The 17,175-nt window shown below is 65.3% G+C and carries 15 protein-coding genes and 1 pseudogene; 12 read left to right on the top strand and 4 right to left on the bottom strand.

What is annotated here, in order from left to right; translation table 11 throughout:
• Positions 1 to 146: 146 nt before the first annotated feature.
• The 3 genes and pseudogenes from ACYP33_RS16475 to ACYP33_RS16465 form a co-directional block, all read left to right on the top strand.
• Positions 147 to 1,319 (top strand): annotated as a pseudogene (locus ACYP33_RS16475) (glycosyltransferase family 4 protein); the annotation flags it as partial.
• A gap of 258 nt (positions 1,320 to 1,577) precedes the next feature.
• A complete protein-coding gene (locus ACYP33_RS16470) occupies positions 1,578 to 2,540 on the top strand; it encodes an amino acid--[acyl-carrier-protein] ligase (RefSeq protein WP_414449414.1) in 963 nt (320 codons plus the stop codon).
• A gap of 73 nt (positions 2,541 to 2,613) precedes the next feature.
• Complete coding sequence (locus ACYP33_RS16465; RefSeq protein ID WP_459622852.1) at positions 2,614 to 2,871, top strand: acyl carrier protein; 258 nt, start codon at positions 2,614 to 2,616, stop codon at positions 2,869 to 2,871.
• Positions 2,872 to 2,896: 25 nt separating this feature from the next.
• Here ACYP33_RS16465 and ACYP33_RS16460 read toward each other — a convergent pair whose 3' ends face one another.
• Positions 2,897 to 4,036: a glycosyltransferase family 4 protein gene (locus tag ACYP33_RS16460; RefSeq protein ID WP_459623169.1), complete on the bottom strand. Its 1,140-nt coding sequence runs from the start codon at positions 4,034 to 4,036 to the stop codon at positions 2,897 to 2,899.
• Positions 4,037 to 4,317: 281 nt separating this feature from the next.
• Here ACYP33_RS16460 and ACYP33_RS16455 point away from each other — a divergent pair, with 281 nt between their 5' ends.
• The 3 genes from ACYP33_RS16455 to ACYP33_RS16445 all read left to right on the top strand — a co-directional run bounded on the left by ACYP33_RS16455 (position 4,318) and on the right by ACYP33_RS16445 (position 8,499).
• Positions 4,318 to 5,493 carry an acyltransferase family protein gene (locus ACYP33_RS16455; RefSeq protein WP_459622851.1) on the top strand — a complete coding sequence of 392 codons (1,176 nt, stop codon included), beginning with the start codon at positions 4,318 to 4,320 and terminating at the stop codon, positions 5,491 to 5,493.
• A 115-nt stretch (positions 5,494 to 5,608) separates the two neighbouring features.
• Positions 5,609 to 6,814, top strand: a complete 1,206-nt coding sequence (locus tag ACYP33_RS16450) for a hypothetical protein (protein ID WP_459622850.1) — start codon at positions 5,609 to 5,611, stop codon at positions 6,812 to 6,814.
• Between the two features lie 44 nt (positions 6,815 to 6,858).
• Positions 6,859 to 8,499: a beta-glucosidase gene (locus ACYP33_RS16445; RefSeq protein ID WP_459622849.1), complete on the top strand. Its 1,641-nt coding sequence runs from the start codon at positions 6,859 to 6,861 to the stop codon at positions 8,497 to 8,499.
• Here the strand turns inward: ACYP33_RS16445 and ACYP33_RS16440 are convergent.
• A complete protein-coding gene (locus tag ACYP33_RS16440) occupies positions 8,496 to 8,723 on the bottom strand; it encodes a hypothetical protein (RefSeq protein WP_459622848.1) in 228 nt (75 codons plus the stop codon). The genes ACYP33_RS16445 and ACYP33_RS16440 overlap by 4 nt on opposite strands.
• 188 nt (positions 8,724 to 8,911) lie before the next feature.
• Between ACYP33_RS16440 and ACYP33_RS16435 the strand changes: the two genes are divergently transcribed.
• From ACYP33_RS16435 to ACYP33_RS16420, 4 genes are all read left to right on the top strand, one after another.
• Complete coding sequence (locus tag ACYP33_RS16435) at positions 8,912 to 9,541, top strand: phosphatase PAP2 family protein (protein ID WP_414449420.1); 630 nt, start codon at positions 8,912 to 8,914, stop codon at positions 9,539 to 9,541.
• 393 nt (positions 9,542 to 9,934) lie between these two features.
• Positions 9,935 to 10,162 carry a hypothetical protein gene (locus ACYP33_RS16430; RefSeq protein WP_459622847.1) on the top strand — a complete coding sequence of 76 codons (228 nt, stop codon included), beginning with the start codon at positions 9,935 to 9,937 and terminating at the stop codon, positions 10,160 to 10,162.
• A gap of 311 nt (positions 10,163 to 10,473) precedes the next feature.
• A complete protein-coding gene (locus ACYP33_RS16425; protein ID WP_459622846.1) occupies positions 10,474 to 10,791 on the top strand; it encodes a transposase in 318 nt (105 codons plus the stop codon).
• Between the two features lie 202 nt (positions 10,792 to 10,993).
• Complete coding sequence (locus ACYP33_RS16420; protein WP_459622845.1) at positions 10,994 to 12,403, top strand: sigma-54 dependent transcriptional regulator; 1,410 nt, start codon at positions 10,994 to 10,996, stop codon at positions 12,401 to 12,403.
• A 66-nt stretch (positions 12,404 to 12,469) separates the two neighbouring features.
• Here ACYP33_RS16420 and ACYP33_RS16415 read toward each other — a convergent pair whose 3' ends face one another.
• Positions 12,470 to 13,969: a mannose-1-phosphate guanylyltransferase/mannose-6-phosphate isomerase gene (locus ACYP33_RS16415; RefSeq protein WP_459622844.1), complete on the bottom strand. Its 1,500-nt coding sequence runs from the start codon at positions 13,967 to 13,969 to the stop codon at positions 12,470 to 12,472.
• A 536-nt stretch (positions 13,970 to 14,505) separates the two neighbouring features.
• Between ACYP33_RS16415 and ACYP33_RS16410 the strand changes: the two genes are divergently transcribed.
• Together ACYP33_RS16410 and ACYP33_RS16405 are read left to right on the top strand one after the other, a co-directional pair.
• Entirely contained in the window at positions 14,506 to 16,179 is a 1,674-nt protein-coding gene (locus ACYP33_RS16410) for an alpha/beta fold hydrolase (protein WP_459622843.1), read from the top strand.
• Positions 16,180 to 16,266: 87 nt separating this feature from the next.
• Positions 16,267 to 16,605 carry an H-NS histone family protein gene (locus ACYP33_RS16405; RefSeq protein WP_414445152.1) on the top strand — a complete coding sequence of 113 codons (339 nt, stop codon included), beginning with the start codon at positions 16,267 to 16,269 and terminating at the stop codon, positions 16,603 to 16,605.
• A gap of 241 nt (positions 16,606 to 16,846) precedes the next feature.
• Here the strand turns inward: ACYP33_RS16405 and ACYP33_RS16400 are convergent.
• Positions 16,847 to 17,175 (bottom strand): hypothetical protein (locus ACYP33_RS16400; protein ID WP_459622842.1); only part of this gene is annotated, 329 nt, incomplete at its 5' end.

Here is a 17,175-nt window from a genome sequence, read left to right as displayed (position 1 = left end):
AATGCGCGATCGCGCACTGTCATTCCCCTGACGTTCATGTCCGCGCATTGATTTTCCGAGTACCGAAACTCTGTGCGACGCCGTACCGAATTACGCCATGGCGCCCGATAGCATCGCGTCTGCGGAATCATCCCCGCGACTCGGCTCTGGCGTGCTGGCGCGGACTGAACGATCACGGAGGAACGGCGATGAAGGTCGCACTGATTCAAGATTGGCTGGTCACGTACGGCGGCTCGGAAAAAGTCCTCGAGCAGATTCTCGAATGCTTTCCCGACGCCGATCTCTTCAGCCTCGTCAACTTCATGCCCGATCACCCGTTGCTGAAGGGCAAGCCGGTCAAGACCTCGTTCATCCAGAAGCTGCCGTTCGCGAAGCGCCGCTATCGCGGCTACCTTCCGATGTTTCCGTTGGCGATCGAGCAGTTCGACCTGTCCGGCTACGACCTGATCATTTCGAGTTCGCATGCGGTGGCGAAAGGCGTGCTGGTCGGCCCCGATCAATTGCACGTGAGCTACATCCATTCGCCGATCCGCTACGCGTGGGATCTGCAGCACCAGTACCTGAACGAAAGTGGCCTGACGAAAGGGCTGCGCGCGTTTCTCGCGCGCGCGGTGCTGCATTACCTGCGGATCTGGGATGTGCGTACCGCGAACGGCGTCGACACGTTCATCGTCAATTCGCGGTTCATCGGGCGGCGTGTCGAGCGGGCCTACCGGCGCGATTCGGTGGTGGTGCATCCGCCCGTCGACGTCGAGGCGTTCGAGCCGTGCTCACGAAAGGAAGCGTTCTACGTGACGGTTTCGCGAATGGTGCCGTACAAGCGCATGGACCTGATCGTCGAGGCGTTCGCCGCGATGCCGGACCGCCAGCTGGTGGTGATCGGCGACGGTCCGGACATGGCCAAGGTACGCGCCAAGGCCGGCCCGAACGTGACGATCCTCGGCCATCAACCGTTCGCCGTCCTGAAGGACCACCTGCAACGCGCGCGCGCCTTCGTGTTCGCGGCGGAAGAGGATTTCGGCATTTCAGTGGTCGAGGCGCAGGCGTGCGGCACGCCGGTGATCGCGTTCGGCAAGGGCGGCGCATGCGAAACCGTCATCGACGAGACGCAGCCCCACCCCACCGGCCTGTTCTTCGAAGCACAGACGGTGGAATCGATCCAGGCGGCCGTCGGCCGCTTCGAGGCGAATCTCGGCCGATTCTCACCGGTGAGTTGCCGTCTCAATGCCGAGCGCTTTTCGAAGGCCGAATTCCAACGCGGCCTGCTGACCGCCGTATTGGGGGCGGCCGAATCCCGGCCATCGCTGCCGGCTGCCCGCAAGATCCGCGCGGCGTTGCGCGATGCGCTGCGCGCGCCCGAGGCGCCCGGTTCGCAGCAGGCGGACGTGGCGCTGAAAATCGATTGATTCCGGTGTCGCGTTAACCCTTGCGTGCGGCGCCGCACAAACGGCGCACGCGGCCTGACCGATAGTCGAACCCATACCGAAAAGGACCACGCGCTACCTGCCCGCGTCGCGGCGACACGCTCGTCGCCACGCCGGCTGCCAACCTATGCCCGATTTCCATAGGAGTCCGCCATGTCCCAGTCAGCTGTCCCGGCCGGTTCCTCCGGCCACGCAAGCGCACTGCCGCACCATGACGCCCCGACCTATCTCGACGATCTGCTCGAGGCGGGCCTGTTGATTTCCACCGGCGTGGACGGCCTGTACGGCCGCAGCGCGGTATTCGAGGAGGTGGTCGAGCGCGTGAATGCGTTGATCGGCCGCTGGGGCGACGGCAAATCGGTGGAAGTGTTGCGCTTCCCGCCCGCGATGAACCGCACGATTCTTGAAGAAAGCGGTTATTTCAAGCATTTCCCCGATCAGATCGGCAGCGTGTTCTGCTTCAGCGGCGACGAGGTTCGCCATCAACGCCTGCTGGCCTGCCTCGACCGGCAGGAAGACTGGACCGAAGACGTCAAGCCCACCCGCCTCGCCGTCACGCCGGTGGCCTGCTATCCCGTCTACCCGATCATGGCCGCGCGCGGCCCGCTGCCCGCCGGCGGCCGGTTGATCGATATCTTTTCGTACTGCTGCCGACATGAACCGTCTCGCGAGCCGGAACGGATGCTGATGTTCCGGCAGCGCGAATTCGTGTGCCTGGGCACCGCCGAACAGGTGCAGGCGTTTCGCGAGGACCTGATCGACTACGCGAAGGCGGCGATCGGCTCGCTCGGCCTGCCCTGGTCGATCGAGCTGGCCAACGATCCGTTCTTCGGCCGCATCGGCAAGTTCATGGCGAACAGCCAGCGCCAACGCGCGCTGAAGTTCGAACTGCTCGTCGACGGCATCAACCCGGACAAGCCCACCGCCTGCGGCAGCTTCAACTACCACCTCGACCGCTTCGGCGAACTCTGGAAGATCGAGACGGCCACCGGCGACACGGCCCACACCGGCTGTTGCGGGTTCGGGCTGGAGCGCCTGGCGCTGGGCCTGTTCCGGCACCACGGCTTCGATCCCGGCGCGTGGCCCGAGCCGGTGCGCCGGGTGCTGTGGCGTTGAGCGATCGGGCTGCGCCGCGACGAGGTATTCCTTCTGCTGTTTTGCCGTTCCGGCATCGCCATGGAGTGACTTCATGAACAACACGCAGCACGTAGTCCGAAACATCATCGCCGACCTGAACTGCCTCGACGTGCCGGTCGACGCCGTGACCGACCGCACCGACCTTTACGCGGTCGGCCTGACGTCGTTGACGTCGGTGCAGTTGCTTCTGGAAATCGAACGCGCATTCGACGTTCATGTTCCCGACGCGATGCTGACCTACGAGATGTTCGAAAGCATCGACGCGCTGGCCGACGCGATCGGCACGTTGCAGCAGGCGGACGCGGCCTGACCGGCGGCTGCCGGCCGCCAGCCGCTCACTGCCTCGCCGGCAGTTCGCGTTCGACGATCTCGAGCAGCCGGCACGCGGCCACGTCCCAACGGAAATCGGCGGCGCGCGCGCGGCCGCGTGCGCGCAAGGTGTCGCGGGTGTCGGGGTCGGTCATCATCTGCACGACCTTGGCGGCGATGTCCTCGACCGAGCGCGCGTCGCAATACAGCGCGGCGTTGCCGCACACTTCCGGCAGCGCGGCCTCGCGCGAGGCGATCACCGGGCAGCCGCACGACATGGCCTCCAGCGGCGGCAGGCCGAAACCTTCGTAGAGCGAAGGAAACAGGAAACAGCCGGCGTGCTCGTACAGCGCCTTCAATTCGCCGTCGGACACGAAGCCGGCCATCACCACGTCGTTCGACAGCGAGATATCGGCTTTCTCCTTCGCGTTGAACACCCGCAGGTCGAACCCGCCCACCACCACGAACTGCCAGTCGTGCCCGCCGTCGAGCAGCGCGATGGCCGCCAGCACGCGCGCCAGGTTCTTGCCGACCGACAGGCTGCCGACGATCAGCACGTAGTGATCGGCGCGCAGGTTCAGCCGCGCCAGGATGCCGGCATCGGGCACGATCCGGTCGAAATGATCCACGCCGTTGTGGACCACCGAAATGCGCGACGCGGGAATGTTCAGCCGGGCCATGATGCGCAGCTTCGAGAACTCCGACACGGTCACGATATGGTGGGCGGTGCGCTTCAGGATCGCGTAGGCGAAGCGATACCAGAGCCGGTATTTCCAGGAGTAATTCCCGGGCAGGTCGTACACGGCCACGTCGTGCACCATCAGCACCTGCCGCCGGGCGAACAACGGGCCGATATTGCACAGGCTCAACAGTACGCGCCCGCCCACGGCCCATGGCAGTCCGAATTGTTCCCACAGCGAGCCGCTCAGGCGTGCCGCCACAATCTGCTCGGCCGGAAACACCACGCCATCCTGCGCGTTCGCGGGCAGCAGCAAGGCCGGGCGCCTGCCTGACGGAAACAGGCGCGCGAACGCCATGGCCAGTTCGTAGCCCACCCGTTGCACGCCGGTCATGCGCTGCGAGGCGAACTTGCCGTTGATGGCGAACCGCCCGCCCCGGCCGGATCGGCTCGACCGGTCGCGAAGCTCGTGATCCGCGCCGCGCATGACCGAACCGCGCGGCAGGTCCGGGTCCGTGGCGCGCGTGTGCGACTCCTTGATCGTCTGGCTCATCGGGCGTGGCTCTCCGGGGTTGACGTCGGTCTGCGCATTAGGCAATTCGCGCCCGGTGCGCACCGTACGATCTCGCACACTGCCCCGCGTTCGCCAATGTGCGACGGCGCACCGATGGATCGCCACGATGCCCCGAGCATGCTTGGGCAACATCGCGGCGCCGGCCCGCCGGGCAGCGCGCGCCGTCAAATCGTTTCGTTTTCCTACCGACCCTCATGCCCAGCGCCGCCAGCCCGCACCGTCTCGATCATGTCGACGCCATGCGCGCGATCGCCGTGCTGCTCGTGATGTGGACGCACTACGCCGAGCTGTACGGCACCATCGCCGGCTCGCAATTCGCGTTCGACACGATGCAGCAGTCGATCAATTTCGGCCGGATCGGCGTGGTGATCTTCTTCGGGATCAGCGGCATGCTGATTCCCAACAGCCTGCGCGGCTCGGTGGCCGACGGCACGCGCCGTTTCGTGATCCGACGGGTGTTTCGCCTGTATCCGGCGTTCTGGCTGTCGCTGCCGATCGGCTATGCCGTGTATTGGCTGCTGTTCGGCCACCGAATGGCGCCGATGGGGCTGGCCGCGAACCTGTCGATGATCCCCACCGCATTCGGTTGGGACGCCATCATGTCGCATTACTGGACGCTCGAAACCGAGCTGGCGTTCTACGCGCTGTGCCTGGCGCTGCATTGGCTCGGCGGCCTGCACCAGATGCGCACGCTGTGCCTGACCTGCCTCGGCCTGTGCGCCGCGTTCGTGCTCGGTTCCGCGTTGAAGCTGATTCCCGCCGATGCGCTCGGCCAATACAAGGGCATGCTGTATCACCTGGCGATCATGTTCTGGGGCGCCTGCTTCCGGCAGGCTTACGACACCCCGCGCGCCGCCGTGAGCTTCGGCGTGTTCTGGCGGAGGGTTTCGCTGTCGTATCGCGCGGCGTTTGTTGCCGTGACGGCCGCCGTGGTCGGCATTGCCGTGTTGATGGCCGGCATCGACCTGCTGCATCGCGATTTCGTGCACGTTTCGGCGTCGATCGGCTATCTGTTCGGAATCCTCGCGTTCCTGCTGTTCGCCACCGTGATCCGCATCCGGGCGCGCGTGTTCGCCTGGATCGGTCGAATCAGCTATTCGCTGTATCTGCTGCACGGTGTGCCGCTTTACCTGATCTATTGGTACTGCAAAGCAAATGGCCTGACGGGCGGCCCGCTGGGGTTGTACATGGTGCTGACCGTGCCTCCGGCGCTGGCGCTGGCCTGGGCGAGCTATCGGCTCGTCGAGACGGCCGGCATCGACGCCGGCTACGCGCTGACGCCGTCGCGCCGCTCGCCGGCCGGCGCCGCACCGCGCCGCGCCGCGCTCGATGCCGCCCGCCCGGCGTCGGCCGCGCGCGACGAGGCATGACAGCTTGCACCCGCCGCCCGGCCCAAGTGCGCTGGCACACTGAACCGCCTCCCAACCTGACTTAAGGTGGCGACCTCGGTCAGCCGATCGTCCAGCCGTCCCGCCGGAGGTTTCGATGTACGCGAAGTCGATTTCGATGCTGTTTTACCTGTTCTTCACCTGCGTGATCTTCAATCCGCAGGTGTCCGGCGTCACGATCTATCTCTACACGTTCCTGCCGTTTCTCGACCCGGGCTTCAGCCGGTTCCTGCTGGCCACCTCGCGCCGCTGGCTGATCCCGATCGGCATCGCCATGGCCGCGTGCCTGCTGACCAATCCGATGATGGCCGCGAAGATCGTCTCGATCTTCGCCAGTGTCGGCTACCTGATGTACACCATTTCGAAGCGGATCGATTATCTGCACCCGTGGATGATGGTCAATATCCTGTTCGGGCTCGCGCAGTTCGTGCTGTATTACGCCGACTATTCGCTGTCGGTATCGATGGGCCCCGATCAGGTGTCGAAGATGCTGTGGGGCGACTCGGCCACCCAGACCAACGCCAACTATTACGCCATCCTCTATTTCGCGCGCGTCAGCGGCTTCTCGCGCGAAGCCGGGTTCTTCTCTTCGCTGCTGTCGGCCGCGTTCGTGCTGTACCTGTTTCAGGGGCGGCGCAACCGCTGGATCATCGCGATGTACTGCGTCGGCCTGTTCATCAGCTTGTCCAAGGCCTCGTTCGTGCTGCTGATCTTCGCCGCGCTGTACGGCATGCGGCGGCAACTGCGCGCGATGCTGCCGTTGTTTTCGCTGGCCGCGTTCTTCGGCGTGACGATGGTGATCGCGCTGTACATGAGCGCCCACGACTTCTTCGGCTCGGAAACCTTCGCGCACCGGTTTGCCGGCTATCCGTTCCTGGTGGACGCGAGCTTCGCCGACCTGGTGCGGGGCGTCACCTCGCAACAGCTCAACGACGAATACGGCTACCTGCCCTACCTGGCCTCGAATCGCGAGCTGTACGCCATCAGCTCGGTCACGTTCACGGGAATCCCGGGCCTGTTCGCCGATGTGGGGCTGCTCGGCGCGCTGGTGGTGCTCGGCGTGCTGGCGTTCACGGCCAGCGACGGCTTCGTGATCCTGCTCTGCCTGCTGATCACCACCACCGTCGGCCTGACCACCGTGACCTCGTTCGTGCCGCTTGCCTATTTGATCGCGTATTGGCCGAGCTTTGCGCGGTATCTGAGCGCGCAACGCGAACGCCCCGCCGCGCCGGCCCGTTCGCGGTTGATCTCGCGGCCACCCCCGGCGCCGATCGCGGTTCCTCCGCGTCATTTGCTGCGATGAGGCTCGCGCTCATGCATCCGGCGCCGCGGGCAGCCTGGCGTGCGATGCCGCTTCTCGCACTGCTTTTCACCCTGTTTATCGCGCCGCTGCTCGGATGGTCGGCCGAATCCTCGGCACAGCTTCGCAGTGCCAATGATGCGGTCGCCTTGCAGGGGGTGCCGGGCGAGCGATTTTCGCTGAAGTTCACGCCGGCCTCGCTCGACGCCCTGGGCGCGACGCTGACGGTGCTGGTGTTTTCGTACGACGCCACGGGCCGGCTCAATCCGTCGCCGGCCGCCACCTACTTCCAGGATGTCGACCCCGACCAGCAAGGCCGGGCGGTGAGCGTGCCGGTCACGCTGACCCGGCCCGGCTTCTATCGGGCCCAGGCCGAACTGTATTCGCGCGCCGGCACCTTGCTCGGCCGCGCGGCCACCACGTTCACGCTCCAGCCGACACGCCGCGTGGCCGGCTTGCCCGGATTCGGCGTGGTGACGCACTTCGCGCAACTGCAGGGCTCGCCGGCCGTGCTGCTGCCGATGGTGCAGCGAGCCGGATTTTCGTGGATTCGCGACGAACTCTATTGGCAGGAGATCGAGAAAACCCCGGGCCAGTTCCGCTTCCCGCCGCCATACGATGCCTATCTCAAGCAGGCCGCGCAGTTGGGCATCGCGCCGCTCGTGGTGCTCGATTACGGCAACCCCCGCGCCTATCCGGCGCTGTTCGGCAAGGCGTCGTTCCCGCAAACCCCCGAGGCACGCCAGCGCTTCGTCGGCTACGTCGAGCAGGTCGTCAAGCGCTACGGCAGCCTGGTCAAGCATTGGGAGCTATGGAACGAGCCGTCGTTCGATCAGATCTCCTACGCAACCTACGGCGCGCTGCTGAAGGCCGTCTACCCCGCGATCAAGGCCTTGAGCCCGGCCGCGACGGTGATCGCGTGCGGCGGCGGCGGCATCGGCGGCGGCCCCGGCGCCGATTGCCCGATCGAGCTGGTCAAGGCCGGCGCCCTCGATTATCAGGACGGCTTCAGCGTGCACCCCTACATGTCGCCGAACACGCCCGAGCGCGGTTATGCGGCCAAGGGTGGCCCGATCGATACGGTCAGCATCCCGACCACCTGGCCTTATCTGAAATCCGTGGGCACGCGATATTCGAAAAAGAACGGCACGCCGCTGCAGGTATGGATCACCGAATACGGCTGGCCCGTCAATCCGAAGGTGCCGGGGCAAGACGAGGCGAGCCAGGCCGGCAACCTCGTGCGCAGCTATCTGATGTCGCGACGCGCCGATTCGGTCCGCGTGCTGTTCTGGTACGACTTCATGGACGACGGCACCGATCCGAACAATATCGAGCACAACTTCGGATTGCTGCATCACGACATGTCGCCGAAGCCCGCGTTCGTCGCCGCCTCGGTGCTGGCGGCGACGCTCGGCAGCCGGCCCTGGCGCAATGCGCTGGCCGATGGCGACGTGAAGGTCTATCGGTATGCGACGGGAGACGATGCGGTGACGGTGGGCTGGACGGTGAGCGCCACGCCGGGCACGGCGTCGATCGATCTGCCGCCCGGGCGCTATGTGGAACGCGACTGGCAGGGCGTGGAAACGGCGGTGACGGTCACCAGCCGGCCGTTCCTCTGGCAACTCGGGCCGCTGCCGCGCTATCTGCTGCCGGTGCGCGCCGTGCCGAGCCGCCCCACCGGTGCCTAGCCCCGGCTGGCGCCGAACAGCCGGCGCAGCCAACGCCCGGCGGTCACGGTCAAGGGCCGGCGCCGCGGCTCCTCCGCCACGCGCTGGCGCGCCTCGACTTCGTCGCGCGTCAGCATCCGCTCGGTACGCGCGTCCGCGCGGCGTGCCGCCACGCACAGCGCCACGACGAAGAGGATCGCGCCGACTTCCAGAACGGTAATGACGATGACGATCAAGAGGTGCATGGCGGTCGAGGGCTGGAGAAGGCCGGGAACGCGGGACAACGCTCGCCCGCGCCGCAAGTTTGCCACAGCCGGCGGGCCCTGCCGCGATCGCCGCGCCACGCTTCGACCTCGTCTCCTGCCGCTGTCAGATCGACGCGACACTCCCCTTGCCTGTTCAAGCCAGTTCGTACCCCGAATGGATCTGCCCCATGCCCCTGCTCAGTTACGTGACGAATTTCGGCGACCCTTATCTGACGATTCCGCTGGCCGCGCTGATCCTGCTGTGGCTGGCGATGATGCGCTCCTGGCGAGCCGCGCTGTTCTGGGCCGGCGGCATGACGCTCGGCGCGTCGGTGGTGGCGGCCAGCCGGGTGGTGCATGTGATCTGGGGCATCGAGGTGCCGGCGCTGAATTTCACGGTGGTGAGCGGCCACGCGATGCTTGCCGGTGCGGTGTATCCGACCGTGTTCTCGTTGTGCGACAACCGCACGCGCCGCGGCGCCGTGGTCGGCCCGTATGCCGGCGGCCTGCTGCTGGCCACGGCGATCGGCGCGTCGCGCATCTTGCTCGGCTATCACTCGACCGCCGAAGTGGTGTGCGGCCTGGTGGCGGGCATGCTGGTCGCCACCCTGACCTGCTTCCAGTTCACGTTCGCCCACACCCTGTTCGGCAAGCCCGGCGGCTTCACGCTGCACGATCCCACCTTGTTTGCCGCCGCCGCGCTCGCGGCCGTCGTGATGTATCACGGCAAGGTCGCGCCGGTATCGGCTCGAATCGATCGCGATGCGGTCGGGCTTTCGCAGTGGAGCAAGGCGCAGGCTGAAAGAATTCGGCAATAAGGACGGCCTGCCGTATCGAAACCGACGCGCTTGCCGCCAAAAACAATATTGGCATGAATTACCGAATCACGAGAAGCGTACCGCCTGCACAACAAATTGCTTTATAAAAATTACCGCCCCTCCATCTCGCCTCGAATTTATCTCGTTCCCGAGAAGAAGTAATAATCGGATGTTTTTACCTGAAATGACCGCGCAAACGTTTTACATTGAATTGATTAATCCCGGGTTCATCGTCTCGAATCGAAAACGCCAAAAAACGGAATCATAGGTGCGTTAGATTTGTATTTCATGAGATTGGCGACGCGCTGCTTCGAAAACTACCGGTATCGGGATTCGTCGAAAAATCGAACGGAGGCAGCGCCGTGAATCGACCCTGTTGAAGAAAACCAACGCATGGCCGGAGACTTGCACCAATTCACGCCACATTCCGGCACAATCCTGCATCCTGGAATTGAATTGCCGATCAAAAATCAACAATCAGACGGAATCAAACAGGAAGCCGAGGAAATGTTTCGAGACAAACAGCAAGAAATCGTTACACGAAAACGAGGCGCAACATTATATGTTGGTTTTCTTGAAATGAAAATCGGGATATTCCCGCTTGGTGCAACTGCTAAATAGTCTTACAGTCCTCCCTGCTGCGTGCGAATTTAGTGAACAATAGCGTCGACAGCTTCACTTGATGGATAAGCCAGTTTTCTGACTTATCTTAAATCACATCAATCGACGCAGCACCGCGATGCCAGTCGCATAGATCCAGGCCAGCGTCTGACAGGGCTACCATCACGCGCACCGTTTCATGAGGTCCGAATGAAGCGGTTTTGTTCGATGGCATCTGATTTGTCCGAAAAATAATCGTGAGGGGTCCGACGGGCGCAATACCTGGCCGATTGCCAGGTATTGCGCGCGCGTCGGCCCGTGTTGCGTGGTCGATGTCGCGTTCAATTGCCGCGCGCGATACCGAACAGAAGCGATCAATTTTGGGAATCATTGTGACCGTGCCCTTGAACTTGATATTCGACCGAAAAATGGATCAGCTCGCGAAGCGGCGCAGACGTTGGACGAAACAACGAAAACGGGAAATCGTGGCCGAGAGCTTCGACCCCGGCACGTCGCTGCAGACGGTGGCAGCGCGGCACAACATCAATCCCAGTCAGCTTTCGCATTGGCGAAAGCAGTTCCGGGAGCAGCTCTCGTCGGCCTCGAGGATCGACGACTCAGCCAGGGCGGATGCGGGGCAGCCCGACTGACCGAGGCGGAATCGGCAACGTGCCTCGCCACGAACCCGCGTAACAACCGGCAGCCGGGGCCGGAGGCGGCCTTCACGGCCGCTCGCCAGCATCCGACGCCGGATGCGTCGGCCGCGCCGGGAGCCTACCCGCCGCGAAGCACGACAGCATCTGCCAGCGCTTCCTTCCGTGAACCGGGGCGCGGTTACTTTACGAGGACAACATGCACGAATTTCATCATGTGATTTCCCCGATCTTTCGTACTGCGACATCCTTGCCGAGCGGCACGCAAGTGCACGAACCGGCCCCTGCGCCTTCGGCCCGCCCGTGCCTGTACCTGTCGCGTCATCCCGACCCCACGCTGGTGGCCTACCTCAAGGAACAGCACTGGGAGGTGCGTTGCGCGAGCACCTCGGCCGATGCGAAGCGCCTGGAGAACCCGGGCGTCGCGCAGGCCGGCATCGTCGATCTCGACAGCTTCAAGGCGCGTGAACTGGCCGCGCTGGAGCCGATCCTGCGCCAGAAGCAGACCGGCTGGATCGCGCTGGTGGACTCGGCCCGGCTGGCCGATCCCGAGATTCGCAAGCTGATTCATCAGTACTGCTTCGACTATGTGAAGCGCCCGCTGACGCGCACCATGGTCGATTACCTGGTGACGCATGCCTACGGCATGATGACGCTGTGCGACAGCGAGCCGGCGGTCGAAGTGGAGACCGGCGGCGGCGCGATGGTCGGCACTTGCGAGGCGATGCAGCGCCTGTTCCGCACCGTTCGCAAGGTTGCGAACACCGATGCGACCGTGTTCGTTTCCGGCGAATCGGGCACCGGCAAGGAACTGACGGCGATCGCCATCCACAAGCAATCCTCACGACGCAAGGCGCCGTTCGTCGCGATCAATTGCGGCGCGATTCCGCACCATCTGCTGCAGTCCGAACTGTTCGGCTATGAACGCGGCGCCTTCACCGGCGCGAACAAGCAGAAGATCGGGCGCGTCGAGGCGGCGCACGGCGGCACGCTGTTTCTCGACGAAATCGGCGACATGCCGCTCGAAAGCCAGGCCAGCCTGCTGCGCTTCCTGCAGGAAGGCCGGATCGAGCGGCTCGGCGGGCACGAATCGATTCCGATCGACGTGCGAATCATCTCGGCCACCCACGTCGATCTCGAAGCGGCGATTCGCGCCGGCCAGTTCCGCGAGGACCTGTTCCATCGCCTGTGCGTGCTGCGCATCGACGAGCCGCCGCTGCGCGCGCGCGGCAAGGATATCGAACTGCTCGCGCAGTACATGCTGCAGAAGTTCGCCAGCGACGGTGCACGCAAGATTCGCGGGTTCACGGCCTGTGCGATCGCAGCGATGTACAGCTATGGCTGGCCGGGCAACGTGCGCGAGCTGATCAACCGGATTCGCCGCGCGATCGTGATGGCCGACGGGCGCTTGATTTCGGCGGCCGATCTCGGCCTCGATCAGTTCACGGCGCAAGCCCCGACGACGCTCGCCGAAGCCCGCGAACGCGCCGAGAAGTTCACCATCGAAGCCGCGCTGCTGAAGCACCGCCGCCGCCATTTCGAGGTGGCGGCCGAGCTGGGCGTGTCGCGCGCCACGCTGTACCGTCTGCTGAATACCTACGGCCTGTAGGCGAGGCAAGCCGGTCCGCGCAAGACGGGACGCCCCGCCCCGCGCCGGAAGGCTTCGTCTGGCGAATCAGACCAGCCGGCCGTAGTTGTCCTCGAAGCGGACGATGTCGTCCTCGCCGAGATAGGTGCCCGACTGCACCTCGATGATTTCGAGCGGCGTCTTGCCGGGGTTCGCCAGGCGATGCACGGTGCCGAGCGGGATATAGGTCGATTCGTTCTCCGAAATCAGGAAGGTGTCCTCGCCGCGCGTCACCTCGGCCGTGCCGCGCACGACGATCCAGTGCTCGGCGCGATGATGATGCATTTGCAGCGACAGCTTCTCGCCCGGCGTCACGACGATGCGCTTGACCTGGAAGCGCTCGCCCGAATCGATCGAATCGTAATAGCCCCACGGGCGATGCACCTTGCGGTGGTTGTCGGCCTCGGGGCCGCGCTCGGCGCGGATTCGCGACACCACGGCCTTGATCTGCTGGGCGTTCTGCCGGTCGGCCACCAGGATCGCGTCGGCGGTTTCGACCACCACCACGTCGCGCAGCCCGACGCAGGCGATCAGCCGGCCCTGCGAATGCGCGAAGGTGTTCTCGGTGTCCTCGAACATCACGCGCCCCTGCCCGACATTGCCGGACGCATCGCGCGGCAGGATCTCCCAGATCGCATCCCACGATCCGACGTCGGACCACGGCGCATCCATCGGCACCACCACGCCGGCGATGTTGCCGCATTCGGCCAACCGCTCCATCACGGCGTAGTCGATCGAATCGTCAGGACAAGCATCGAATGCCTGTTTGTTCAGGCGCACGAACACGTCGTCGGACGTGCTGCCGCGATGCGCCTCGCGGCAGGCCGCGAGAATATCGGGGCGCACCATGCCGATCGCATCGAGCCACACCGAAGCCCGCAGCACGAACACGCCGGCATTCCACAGATATTCGCCGGAATGCACGTATTGCTCGGCCAGCTCGCGGCGCGGCTTCTCGACGAAACGGTCGATCACGAAGCCGCCGTCCTGCCCGATCGGCACGCCCGTACGAATATAGCCGTAGCCCGTCTCCACGCGGCGCGGCACCACGCCGATGGTTGCGATCGCACCATTCGCCGCGTAATGCGCGGCACGCAACACGGCGGCCTGGAACGCGGCGGCGTCCGGCACCGCATGGTCGGCCGGCGTCACCACCAGGATCGCGTCGTTGCCATTGGCCACGCTGACCAGCGCGGCGGCGGTCAGCGCCGGCGCGGTGTTGCGCGCGCACGGCTCCAGCACGATGCGCGCCGGCTTGCTGCACGAGCGCAATTGCTCGGCACTGATATAGCGATGGGGTTCGCCGCACACCAGAAACAGTTCGCCGGCGGTCGGCCAGCTTGCCTGCAGGCCGTCGAGGCGGCGCGCGGTGGCCATCAGCAAGGAGTCCTCGCCAAGCAGCTTCAGCAACTGCTTCGGATACTGCTCGCGCGACAGCGGCCACAGCCGCGTGCCGGCGCCACCCGCCAGGATCACGTGCTGGATCGGCAGGCTGGCGGCCGCCGCATGGACAGGTTGCGCAGCTTGGAATGCGAGGGGTGTGCTCATCGATGGGCTCCAGTTTCACGAGGGATTCGCGCAATCGCGCGGCGCCGGTCCGCTGCAAGTGCGCCGGAACGGGCGGGCGCGCGGTACATGCCAACGTAAAAGCTTGCTGCACTGCACACCGTTCGGTCGCGAACACAGGCGCCGCCGCCCCGATATTTCGTGCTCCTGACGGCTCGCATGTCTGCCTGCCCCATCAAAGTGCGCCAGCGCACCGAACGCCCGGGCACCGGCATTGCATGCTGGCTGCACGAGGAATGACGTGAAGGGTAAGGCGATCAGGAATGCCGAACGCACGACGATATCGTCGGGACGGGGGAGACGCATTCGACAGCGGAAGGGGGCTCCGCCAGGCTCACCATGAGGGATCCTCGAATGACGAGAGACTTTCGCCAATTTGACCAATATTAGACCGCGATGAGTATATGGAACCGATCATTTTCAGTGGGCACGCCGGATGGCTGCATGAAGCCGATGGCGACTGCGGGGTCGTGCTTTGCAATCCGTTGGGGCACGAAGCGATGTGGTTGCATCAGGCCATGCGTCAGTTGGCCGACTATCTGGCCTTGAGAGGGGTCACGGTGTTGCGCTTCGACTATCTGGGCACGGGCGACTCGACCGACAACGGCGCCTGGGTCCGGCCGGCCGACTGGGTGGCCGAGGTGGTGGACGCCGTCAACTGGCTGAAGGACACCACGGCGGTCAAGCACGTTTCGCTGGCGGGGTTCCGCTTCGGGGCGATGATCGCTGCGCTGGCGGCGCGGCAGGTCGAGGTCGATTCGCTCGCGCTGTTCGCGCCCGTGGTGTCGGCCCGGCTGTTCCTGCGTGAAATGAATTTCCTCCATCAAACCTGGCGCCGCAAGGCCGGCCTCGCCGACGACGAAGCACCGCCCCCGGACGGCACGCGCGAAATCTTCGGCCACCTGTTCTGCGCCGGTGGGCTGGACGCGATCGCCGAATACGATCTCGCCAGCGGGCCGCGACCGTCGGCCGGCCGCGTGCTGATCGCGCACAGCGGGCAGAACGACGGCAGCGACAAGCTCGCCGCACGGCTCGGCGCGCAAGGCGTGCCGGTCGAATCGATCGAGTTCACCCATTACGCACAAACGCTCTGCCCGCCCTGGATGACCGAATCGCCAGTGGTCATGCTCAACGCGGCGGCGGACTGGCTGTCGCGGCACGACGGCACCGCCACCGTCGCGTCGTGCCGCACCGTCGAGCGCCTGCACCCAGGCATGCCGGTGCCGGGCGGCGTCGAACGCCCGGTGCGCACCGGCGATGGCCGGCTCGCCGGCATCCTGTGCGAGCCGATGCAACACGGCGACATGGCCGCGCCCGCGCTGCTGATTGCCAACACCGGGGCCACCCATCATGTCGGCGACGGCCGCTTCGGCGTGGAACTGGCGCGCGAGATGGTGTTTCATGGCTACGCGTCGCTGCGCGTCGATGCGGACGGCATCGGCGACAGCGCGGGCGCGGCGCAGGCACGCGGCCCCGGCCAGATTCCGTACGAATCGATGGCGGCGGACCTGTCGGCCTGGGTGGACTGGCTGGCCGAACAGGGCTACCGGCAGATCGTGATCTTCGGCATCTGCGCCGGGGCGTACACGGCGCTGGTCGCGGCGCGCAAGAACCTGGGCATCCGTGGGCTGATCCTCGTGAATCCGGCCAGCTTCCTGCTGCCGGAGAACTGCACCATCCTGCAGGCGGCGCAGAACCCGCGCGGCTCGGCGCGCGCCAACCTGCGCTCGATGACGCGCGCCGACAAATGGACCAAGGTGCTGCGCGGCGAGGTCAGCCTGCGTCCGGCGGCCCGCACGCTATGGCGTCACGCCATGACGCGCGCGCAGCACCATCTGGCGACGCTGTCGAACGACCGGCTGTTCGCCACCACCTCCAGCCATCAGGTGCATCGCCACTTCCGCCGGCTCGATGCGGCGGGCGTGCGCGTGCGGCTGCTGTTCAGCCCGAAGGATCACGCGCTCGACGAGTTCTACCTGCACTTCGGCGCGAGCCGCCGCAAGCTCGGCAGCCTGCCGCGGCTCAACGCGCTGGTGCTGGACAACGTCGATCACGAAGTGCTGAACCGGCGTGCCCGCGAGGACGTGACCACCGAATGCTTCGCACTGCTTCAGGAAATTTTTCTCGCCGTGCGCCGGGAACACGTCCGCCCGGTCGCGGCAGGCACCCAGGCGGAGTTCACGATGACCTGACTCGCCGGCCGCGGCCCGGCGCGACTGACGAACGATGGTGGGGCGAGGTCGGCCTGCCACGCCATGATCTGCTCATGACATTGCACGATGACCAATCCCACCATCCGCCAGTTGCAACGACGGCTCGGGCAACTGAACCAGTTGCTGGAGGAAACCCGTCAACGGGAAAAGCTGGCCAAGCTCGAACAGCTCGCCAAGGATGTCCAGGAGTACGACATCTCCGAACTGGAGTTGCTGCGCGCGGCGGGCTTCATCAAGCCCAAGCGCACGCCGGTGCAGGCGAAGTTCTACAACCCGGAAACCGGGCAGACCTGGTCCGGGCGCGGCCAGCGCCCGCAATGGATCGTCGGCAAGAACCTCGACGACTACCGGATTCGCGAGACACCGCAACCGTGGTGGCCTGAACGGAGCAAGCCGAAACCCTGAGTGCTTCGCATCACGCGACGCCTGTTCGCATGGAATTATTTTCCGTTTGATCGGAAGATTAAATTTTCATGACAAAAGGCCCAGCGTTCGACCACGCCGCGCACTCAAAGGACTTCGTCATGCTCAATAACGTCAATTCGGGGAACCGGATCGGCCCGCAACCCGGCGCCGATTCCAGCACACACACCGAGCATTCCACCCCGGCGACCGATTCCGGCGCGGCGCGCCGTTCCGCATCGAATCATGCGTTATCGGACCTGACGCCCTCGACCGAAGCCCCGCGCGGCGATGGTTCGCCGCGCATCACGGCGCGCTCGTCGGCCCCCGAATTGCCAGGCACCGCCTCGACGTCCGCCTCGACATCGACCTCGACCGGTGCGCCGTTGACGCCACCGCCGCGCTCGCCGCTGCGCAACGCGGGCCAGACGCCGGGCACGCCGCCGCCGATTCCGCCGCGCTCGGCCAATCGGCCGAAACCGCCGGGCACGGTGTCCAGCGAGGCGAGCACGTCGACCTCCTCCACTGCATCGACGTCGCACGAACCGCCGCCTCCGCCCCGCAGCAGTTCGA

The sequence above is a fragment of the Burkholderia sp. 3C genome (assembly GCF_054589155.1).
This window is presented reverse-complemented; position numbering and strand designations above follow the sequence as displayed.

What these genes read in the sequence shown, in the direction of transcription:
- ACYP33_RS16470 (WP_414449414.1), top strand. Translation starts at nt 1,578, where the DNA reads ATGTCCCAGTCAGCTGTCCCGGCCGGTTCCTCCGGCCACGCAAGCGCA.
- ACYP33_RS16465 (WP_459622852.1), top strand. Translation starts at nt 2,614, where the DNA reads ATGAACAACACGCAGCACGTAGTCCGAAACATCATCGCCGACCTGAAC.
- ACYP33_RS16460 (WP_459623169.1), bottom strand. Translation starts at nt 4,036, where the DNA reads ATGCGCGGCGCGGATCACGAGCTTCGCGACCGGTCGAGCCGATCCGGC.
- ACYP33_RS16455 (WP_459622851.1), top strand. Translation starts at nt 4,318, where the DNA reads ATGCCCAGCGCCGCCAGCCCGCACCGTCTCGATCATGTCGACGCCATG.
- ACYP33_RS16450 (WP_459622850.1), top strand. Translation starts at nt 5,609, where the DNA reads ATGTACGCGAAGTCGATTTCGATGCTGTTTTACCTGTTCTTCACCTGC.
- ACYP33_RS16445 (WP_459622849.1), top strand. Translation starts at nt 6,859, where the DNA reads ATGCCGCTTCTCGCACTGCTTTTCACCCTGTTTATCGCGCCGCTGCTC.
- ACYP33_RS16440 (WP_459622848.1), bottom strand. Translation starts at nt 8,723, where the DNA reads ATGCACCTCTTGATCGTCATCGTCATTACCGTTCTGGAAGTCGGCGCG.
- ACYP33_RS16435 (WP_414449420.1), top strand. Translation starts at nt 8,912, where the DNA reads ATGCCCCTGCTCAGTTACGTGACGAATTTCGGCGACCCTTATCTGACG.
- ACYP33_RS16430 (WP_459622847.1), top strand. Translation starts at nt 9,935, where the DNA reads ATGGCCGGAGACTTGCACCAATTCACGCCACATTCCGGCACAATCCTG.
- ACYP33_RS16425 (WP_459622846.1), top strand. Translation starts at nt 10,474, where the DNA reads ATGTCGCGTTCAATTGCCGCGCGCGATACCGAACAGAAGCGATCAATT.
- ACYP33_RS16420 (WP_459622845.1), top strand. Translation starts at nt 10,994, where the DNA reads ATGCACGAATTTCATCATGTGATTTCCCCGATCTTTCGTACTGCGACA.
- ACYP33_RS16415 (WP_459622844.1), bottom strand. Translation starts at nt 13,969, where the DNA reads ATGAGCACACCCCTCGCATTCCAAGCTGCGCAACCTGTCCATGCGGCG.
- ACYP33_RS16410 (WP_459622843.1), top strand. Translation starts at nt 14,506, where the DNA reads ATGCGTCAGTTGGCCGACTATCTGGCCTTGAGAGGGGTCACGGTGTTG.
- ACYP33_RS16405 (WP_414445152.1), top strand. Translation starts at nt 16,267, where the DNA reads ATGACCAATCCCACCATCCGCCAGTTGCAACGACGGCTCGGGCAACTG.